This is a genomic window from Caulobacter sp. P4_E5 (assembly GCF_056401555.1).
Genome location: NZ_JBFUJD010000070.1, coordinates 23,561 through 29,905, shown reverse-complemented (window position 1 = coordinate 29,905; position 6,345 = coordinate 23,561). Strand labels below are relative to the sequence as shown.

The following is a 6,345-nucleotide window of genomic DNA, read 5'->3' as shown; positions in this document are numbered from 1 at the left end:
GTCGAGGACATCGGTAATGTGATCGGTGAGGACGGCGCCGGGTTGGTTTAAGCCTCTCGCGCCCTCCCCTTCCTTTGGCATAGAAGCGATCCATGACCGCCAACGTCCAACCCGCTCCCGCCTCGGCCTACGACCTTAGCCCCACGGGCCAGGTCGAGCAGACCGCGACCTTCGCCCTGCTCGTCGACAACGAGCCCGGTGTCCTGCATCGCATCGTCGGCCTGTTCGCCGCGCGGGGCTACAACATCGAGAGCCTCACGGTCGCCGAGACCGACCGCAAGGCCCATACCAGCCGCATCACCGTGGTGACCCGCGGCACCCGCCAGGTGCTGGACCAGATCGAGGCCCAGCTGAACAAGGTGGTGAATGTCCGCCGCGTGCATGACGTGACCCGCGACCCCAACGGCGTCGAGCGTGAGCTGGCCCTGGTCAAGGTGCGCGGCTCGGGCGTCGACCGCGTCGAGGCCCTGCGCATCGCCGAGATCTTCCGCGCCAAGCCCGTCGACACCACGCTGGAGAGCTTCGTGTTCGAGATCTCGGGCGCACCGTCCAAGATCGACAAATTCCTGGACCTGATGCGCCCGCTGGGCCTGGTGGAACTTTCCCGCACGGGCGTCCTTTCCATCGAGCGGGGCGTCGAAGGCATGTAAGGGAAACCGGCGATGAGCGGCCTGACGGGATTGATCGCGGGGCTAGCCCTTGCCATCGGTCAGGGGGCCGTCCAGCAGGCCCCGCCGCCCGCCTCCTATCCCGACCCGGCGATCTGGTGGTCTCCTGAGGTTCCGCGGCCGCCGCCCGAGCTCGAACCGCTGTACAACCGCCGTCCCGGCCGCGACGAGCAGCCGATCCCGATCGACAACGGGGTCCCGCCCCTGCTCTACCGCCTGTGGGGCTTGCAGCCGCTGCAGAGCCAGGTGCTCAAGCGCGGCGAGCTGATCCTGGAGGTCTGGGCCCGACCCGCGCGCGGCGTGCGCCAGGCCGTGGTCCGCGTCACCCTGCGCCGCGACGGCCGCGCCTTCGTCCAAGCCCGCGCGGGCCTGGGCTGCTGCACGCCTGAGATCAGCCGCCGGGTCGATATCAACGCCGAGCTGGCCGCCTCACAGATCGCGCCCCTGAGGGCGCTGCTCGCCGATCCGGCCTGGAGCCAGCCGCGTTCGGTGATCGTCGACTATGGCGGCGGGGCGGTGTCGGCGCTGTGCATCGACGGTGTCTCATGGGACGTGACCCTGCTGGTTCCCGGCCAGGCCCGACATCTGCGCCGAGCCTGCGACGACGCCGAGGTGGGATCGATCGCGTCCATACTAACCGCCGCCCTCGGCGCGGTGGTCGGACGCGATCCGCGCTTCGACGCCGTGCTGCCGCGAGGCGCGGACTTCTCTCGCCAGCGGCGGGCCTATGAAGATCTGCTGGCCGGAGGGGGCGGGTTGCAGGCGGGCGAGTCGAACCGCCCCCAGCCGCCGGCCGTGCCCCCGCCGCCGGAAGATGGGCAACCCGATTGACGACTTATCGTCGAATTATAATGTGATACAACTCACAGTCTAATTTCGCATAGCGGCGTTACTCTCCCCTTGTCAAAGATCCTGGGAGGGACGCCATGACCCATCGTCGAGCAGTCGCCCATCCATTCAGTTCCTGGTTGGTCGTGGCCAGCGCCCTCTGCGCCTTGGTCGCGCCTGCGGCGGTCCAGGCGCAAGCAACGCCGGAGATCGTTCAGATCCCCTCGACCATCTCCCCCCCGCCGCCGCCCGCCGGCATGAAGGTCAGCTGCATGACCGGTTCCGGCGGCACGCAGGCCAGCAACCTCTGCCCGGTGATCCTGTACCAGGGCCTGTACACCTGGGCCTTCAGCTTCCTCGACGATCACAACAGCTTTGGGATCGTCACCTATGACGGCCAGGCCCAACTCATCAAAAACACCACCCGCGACGGCGCCCGCTACGTCTACAAGATGACCGTCGACCCGGCCGCCAAGACCGTCAGCGTCTGGGGCCAGGGCAACCACAGGGTCGACATCGCCTGGGCCGACCTGCCCGCGCCGCCGAGCGCCCCGGTCTATAGCTGGACCCCCGGAACCTCCCAGCCCGCCAACGCCGTTCTCGCCCCCAATATGGCTCGGACGGCGGTGTGTCGCGGCGCCGACCAAAATGGCTATCTCTGGGCCGGATGGTGGGACGGCGCCGCCTGCAACGGCAGCTACTCCGGCCACAAAATGCCGGCGACCAACAATGTCCAGTTCCTGACCCTGATCTCGGGCGCCGCCCAGTGGCAGCTTGGAGGCCCGTACAATTTCGTCGGCGCCCTGCCCCCGAACGCGATCAACGCCGGCCCCACCTATTCCAAGTACCAGCAGATACTCTGCTCCTACGGTGGTTATATCGGCTGGGTGTACCAGAACACCTGCGCCCAGAGCGGCACGATCGAAGGCGGCATTACACCCTTCGTGCTGGTCGGCACGGTGCAGTAGCGAAACGGGCGCGCCTCACCCCACCTTCAGCGCTTTGAAGCGATAGAGCAGCGCGCCCAGGATCGCGCCGATCGCCGGCGCGACGAAGAACAGCCACAGTTGGGCCAACGCCTGGCCGCCGACCAGGACCGCCGGACCGAAGCTGCGGGCCGGATTGACCGAGACGCCGGTCACCTGGATGCCGACGATGTGGATCACCGCCAGGGCGATGCCGATCCCGAGGCCCGCGAAGCCCGGCGCGGCGTCGGCGCCGGTCGCGCCCAGGATGACGATCACGAACAGCGCCGTCATCACGACCTCGAACACGAAGGCCGCGTGCAGCGGATAGGCGCCCAGATAGCCCGGTCCCCAGCCGTTCTGACCCAGGCCGTGCGCCGTGCCGCCCGCGATGCAGGCCAACACGGCCGCGCCGGCCACAGCCCCGGCGAACTGGGCGATCCAATAGAGGCCCATCTCCTTGACGCTCATCCGACCGGCCACGAACGCCGCCAGGCTGACGGCCGGATTGACGTGGCAGCCGGACACCGGGCCGATGCCGTAGGCTAGGGCGATAATCGCGAAACCGAAGGCCAGAGCCGTGCCCAGCTGGCCGACATGATCGCCGCCCAGCACCGCGGCGCCGCAGCCAAATAGAACCAGAGCAAACGTACCGATAAATTCGGCAACAATTTTTGACATTTTGACAACTCCCCGATCGAATTTCAGCGAGTTCATGCTGCCTCGCGAACTCGATCATGCAGCCTTTCGTCGAGTCTTGGAATAGCTCTACTTAGTCTACGCCCCCGCCATCTGCTCGGGCTGTTCCCGTAGGCGGGTGATGTCCCGAAGCGGCGGCGCGCCGAACAGGCGGGCGTATTCTCGGCTGAACTGCGAGGGGCTGTCATAGCCAACGCTGTGGCCAGCGGTGGCCGCGTCCAGGCGCTGGACCAGGATCAGCCGCCGCGCTTCCTGGAGGCGGATCTGCTTCTGATACTGCAGCGGCGACAGCGAGGTCACGGCCTTGAAATGCTGGTGCAGGGCCGAGGGACTCATCCGCGCTTCCTCGGCCACGGCCTCGATGCTGAACGGCTGGTCGAAGTGGCGCTTGATCCAGCCGATCGCCCGATTGACCTGCCGCAGACGGCCGTCGCGACGAGCGATCTGCGCCAGGCGTGGCCCCTGTTCGCCGGTCAGCAGGCGGTAGACGATCTCGCGCTCGATCAGCGGGGCCAGGACCGGAACGTCCTCGGGGCTGTCGGTCAGGCTGACCATCCGGCATACAGCGTCGAACAGCGCGGGCGTCATCGCCCCGGCCGACATGCCGCCGACCAGCGGCGCGGCGGCGTCCAGGCGAGCGGCCAGGCCGCATTCCATGATCATCTCGCTGATCAGGCCGGGATCCAGCACGATCCGGAAGCTCAAATAGGGCTCGCCTGGCGAGGCGGCGACCACCTGGCCAGCCGCCGGCACGTCAATCGACGACAGGAAATAGTTGCGCTCGTCGTACTCGTGCATGACGTCGCCGACGAACACGCGCTTGCGGCCCTGAGCCAAAACGCAGAACGCCGGCTCGTGCACGCCGTGCACCGGCTCGGTGGTCTGGGTCGCGCGATAGAGGTTGACCCTGGGACAGCAGGTTTCGCGCGGTCCTTCGTCAGGTGTGAATCGTTCAATCAGGGCGGCCAGCGCCTCGCGCGTGCTCATGGGTTTTCTCTTGTTGGAACGAGACCATTTGTAAGCCTTGCATGATCCTCCGTCACGTCACGGCGTTCGGTTCCGGAGGATCGTGCAATTATGGCGGAGCATCGGTCTACCGGCTGGACGGGCCTGGGCCCCATAGTGGCCTCGTTCCGCTCCCCGACGCGGCAACTCCCAAAATCTGGATACGTGATGAGACGCTACACGCCCCGACGCGGCGTGGCGGCTCCACGCTGGTTCGTCGCCGTCCTGCTGGGCGGCGCGGCCGCGCTGACCGCCATGACCGCCGCCCTTCCCTCCGTCACCGCCGCCCCGGCCTCGCAACCCTGGAGCATCGCCCGATGATGATGTCCGCCATCGTTCCCCACATCCCGGTCGCCGGCGTCTGGACCTCGCCCGACGGCCACGTCAGCCTCGAACTGCGGGCCGACGGCCGCTTCATCGAGACCCGCGACGACTTCGCCGACGTCTTTACCGGCGTCTACGTCCTGGTCGGCGAGACGCTGAAGCTGTTCGAGGATCAGGGAGCCGTCATCTGCGGCACGTTGTCCAACGGCCGCCTAAGTCTGGGGACAGTCGAGCGTCCGGCCTTCCATACCGAGGTGGAAGCCCCTATATTGTGATTGTCCGGCTTCGGCCGAACTATGGGGATAAACGCGCACGTAATAAGCGGACTGGACCCGGGTGCGATTCCCGGCGGCTCCACCAATCTCTCCCAAGTTATCATGGGACTGCATGGGGCCGATCAGCATCGACAGACGTGTAAAGGTGTATGCTTTCTCTCGGCTTGATCCACCGTTTCGGGTCATTTTTCTAAATGCGAACGATAACTTCGCTGAAGAGTTCGCCGTCGCCGCGTAATGCGGTGCAGGTGAATTCGCCTCTTAAGTCCTAGGGGTTCAGATCCCTAGGCGGGGCCCGGAGGGAGCCTGCCAACAGAATCCCTCCACTTTCCACGACATCGCCAAGGCTCCCTCCTCTCTTTCGAGAAGGCATGGGGGAGCCTGCCAACAGAATCCCTCCACTTTCTCCTTGAAAACTGTCATCCCGGCCAAGGGTCGCGAAGCGATCCGCCGAGCCGGGACCGCCGCAGGCTCGGATGCAAACGGTTGCGCCTCTTGCGGTCCCGGGTCTTCGCTGCGCTCCGCCTCGCATGACAAAGGACCCGCTTTGCGCGAGGCCTCCAACGCGCTAGGCTCCGGGCTTCGTCTCCAGTTCGAAGTACCGACTCCAGCGCATGTCCCAGACCAATCCGCCCGAAGACCTCATGCAATACGAGGCCATGGCCCAGGACGCCTTGCGCGGGGTGGTCAAGGCGGCCCTGAAGAAGGCGGCCGCGCCGGGCGGCCTGCCCGAGCCGCATCACCTGTACATCACCTTCAAGACCAAGGCGGCTGGCGTCTCGGGTCCCCAGGACCTGCTGGGCAAGTACCCGGACGAGATGACCATCGTCCTGCAGCACCAGTATTGGGACCTGGCGCCCGGCGAGACCTTCTTCTCGGTGACCCTGAAGTTCGGCGGTCAGCCCAAGCGCCTGTCGGTGCCCTACGCGGCCCTGACCCGCTTCTACGACCCCTCGGTGCAGTTCGCGCTGCAGTTCGCTCCGCCCGAGGTCATCGAGGAAGAGCCCGAACCGGAACCCGAAACCGAGGACAAGGTCCCCGCCCCGGCCGGCGAAGAAGGTCCCAAGATCGTCTCCCTGGACCAGTTCCGGAAAAAATGAGCGACGTCGCCTCTGACGCCCCCCAGGCTCTGACGGACGAGGTGATCCTCGCGCGCTTCCGCGCATCCAAGAACCAGCCCACCGGATCCCAGACGCTGGGCTTCGAACTGCTGGCCGTGCGCCAGGCCGAGCGCGAGATCGAGGTCGGCTTTACGGCGCGCGCCGAGCTGCTGTGCAACCCGATGGGCCAGATCCAGGGCGGATTCGTCTGCGCCATGCTGGACGAGTGCATGTCGGTGGCCGGCTTGGTCACCTCGGGCATGACCCACGTCGTCCCCACGCTCGAGATGAAGACCAGCTTCCTGCGCCCAGCTATGCCCGGCTCGCTGCGCGGCGTCGGCCGCGTGGTCAAATGGGGCCGCACCGTCTGCTTCATGGAAGGCGAGCTCTATGACGCGGATGGCCGGCTGCTGGCCAAGTCGACYGGCACGGCGATCCCGACGCCGTTCGCCAACTTCAAGAAATAGGCAGACCAAGGAAG

Annotated in this window: 9 protein-coding genes and 1 other RNA gene; 8 read left to right on the top strand and 2 right to left on the bottom strand. The window is 66.4% G+C overall.

Annotated features, from left to right (window positions below; genetic code table 11):
* Positions 1-92 precede the first annotated feature (92 nt).
* From ilvN to AC1DSO_RS19100, 3 genes are all read left to right on the top strand, one after another.
* Positions 93-650, top strand: coding sequence for an acetolactate synthase small subunit (ilvN, locus tag AC1DSO_RS19110; RefSeq protein ID WP_047404170.1), 558 nt, complete (start codon positions 93-95; stop codon positions 648-650).
* Between the two features lie 12 nt (positions 651-662).
* A complete protein-coding gene (locus AC1DSO_RS19105) occupies positions 663-1,499 on the top strand; it encodes a hypothetical protein (RefSeq protein ID WP_477070315.1) in 837 nt (278 codons plus the stop codon).
* Positions 1,500-1,594: 95 nt separating this feature from the next.
* Positions 1,595-2,464 (top strand): hypothetical protein, encoded by an 870-nt coding sequence (locus AC1DSO_RS19100; RefSeq protein WP_477070314.1) that lies wholly within the window; start codon positions 1,595-1,597, stop codon positions 2,462-2,464.
* A 15-nt stretch (positions 2,465-2,479) separates the two neighbouring features.
* On the opposite strand, the gene AC1DSO_RS19095 is transcribed toward AC1DSO_RS19100, so the two are convergent.
* Both AC1DSO_RS19095 and AC1DSO_RS19090 read right to left on the bottom strand, forming a co-directional pair.
* Positions 2,480-3,142, bottom strand: a complete 663-nt coding sequence (locus AC1DSO_RS19095; RefSeq protein WP_477070313.1) for an aquaporin — start codon at positions 3,140-3,142, stop codon at positions 2,480-2,482.
* A 96-nt stretch (positions 3,143-3,238) separates the two neighbouring features.
* The gene (locus tag AC1DSO_RS19090) at positions 3,239-4,147 is read right to left on the bottom strand and encodes an AraC family transcriptional regulator (protein ID WP_477070312.1); all 909 of its coding nucleotides are present in this window, start codon (positions 4,145-4,147) and stop codon (positions 3,239-3,241) included.
* A gap of 186 nt (positions 4,148-4,333) precedes the next feature.
* On the opposite strand from AC1DSO_RS19090, the gene AC1DSO_RS19085 reads away from it, so the two are divergent.
* The 5 genes from AC1DSO_RS19085 (at position 4,334) to AC1DSO_RS19065 (ending at position 6,331) form a co-directional block, all read left to right on the top strand.
* Positions 4,334-4,486: a hypothetical protein gene (locus tag AC1DSO_RS19085; RefSeq protein ID WP_477070311.1), complete on the top strand. Its 153-nt coding sequence runs from the start codon at positions 4,334-4,336 to the stop codon at positions 4,484-4,486.
* Positions 4,483-4,764: an Atu4866 domain-containing protein gene (locus AC1DSO_RS19080; RefSeq protein ID WP_156136697.1), complete on the top strand. Its 282-nt coding sequence runs from the start codon at positions 4,483-4,485 to the stop codon at positions 4,762-4,764. The genes AC1DSO_RS19085 and AC1DSO_RS19080 overlap by 4 nt, the downstream gene beginning before the upstream one ends.
* Positions 4,728-5,092, top strand: a transfer-messenger RNA (tmRNA) gene (ssrA, locus tag AC1DSO_RS19075). Before AC1DSO_RS19080 ends, ssrA begins: the two co-directional genes overlap by 37 nt.
* 286 nt (positions 5,093-5,378) lie before the next feature.
* Positions 5,379-5,864: an SspB family protein gene (locus tag AC1DSO_RS19070; protein WP_477070310.1), complete on the top strand. Its 486-nt coding sequence runs from the start codon at positions 5,379-5,381 to the stop codon at positions 5,862-5,864.
* On the top strand, positions 5,861-6,331 hold the full coding sequence (locus tag AC1DSO_RS19065) for a PaaI family thioesterase (RefSeq protein ID WP_477070309.1): 471 nt from the start codon (positions 5,861-5,863) through the stop codon (positions 6,329-6,331). The genes AC1DSO_RS19070 and AC1DSO_RS19065 overlap by 4 nt, the downstream gene beginning before the upstream one ends.
* Positions 6,332-6,345: the final 14 nt, after the last annotated feature.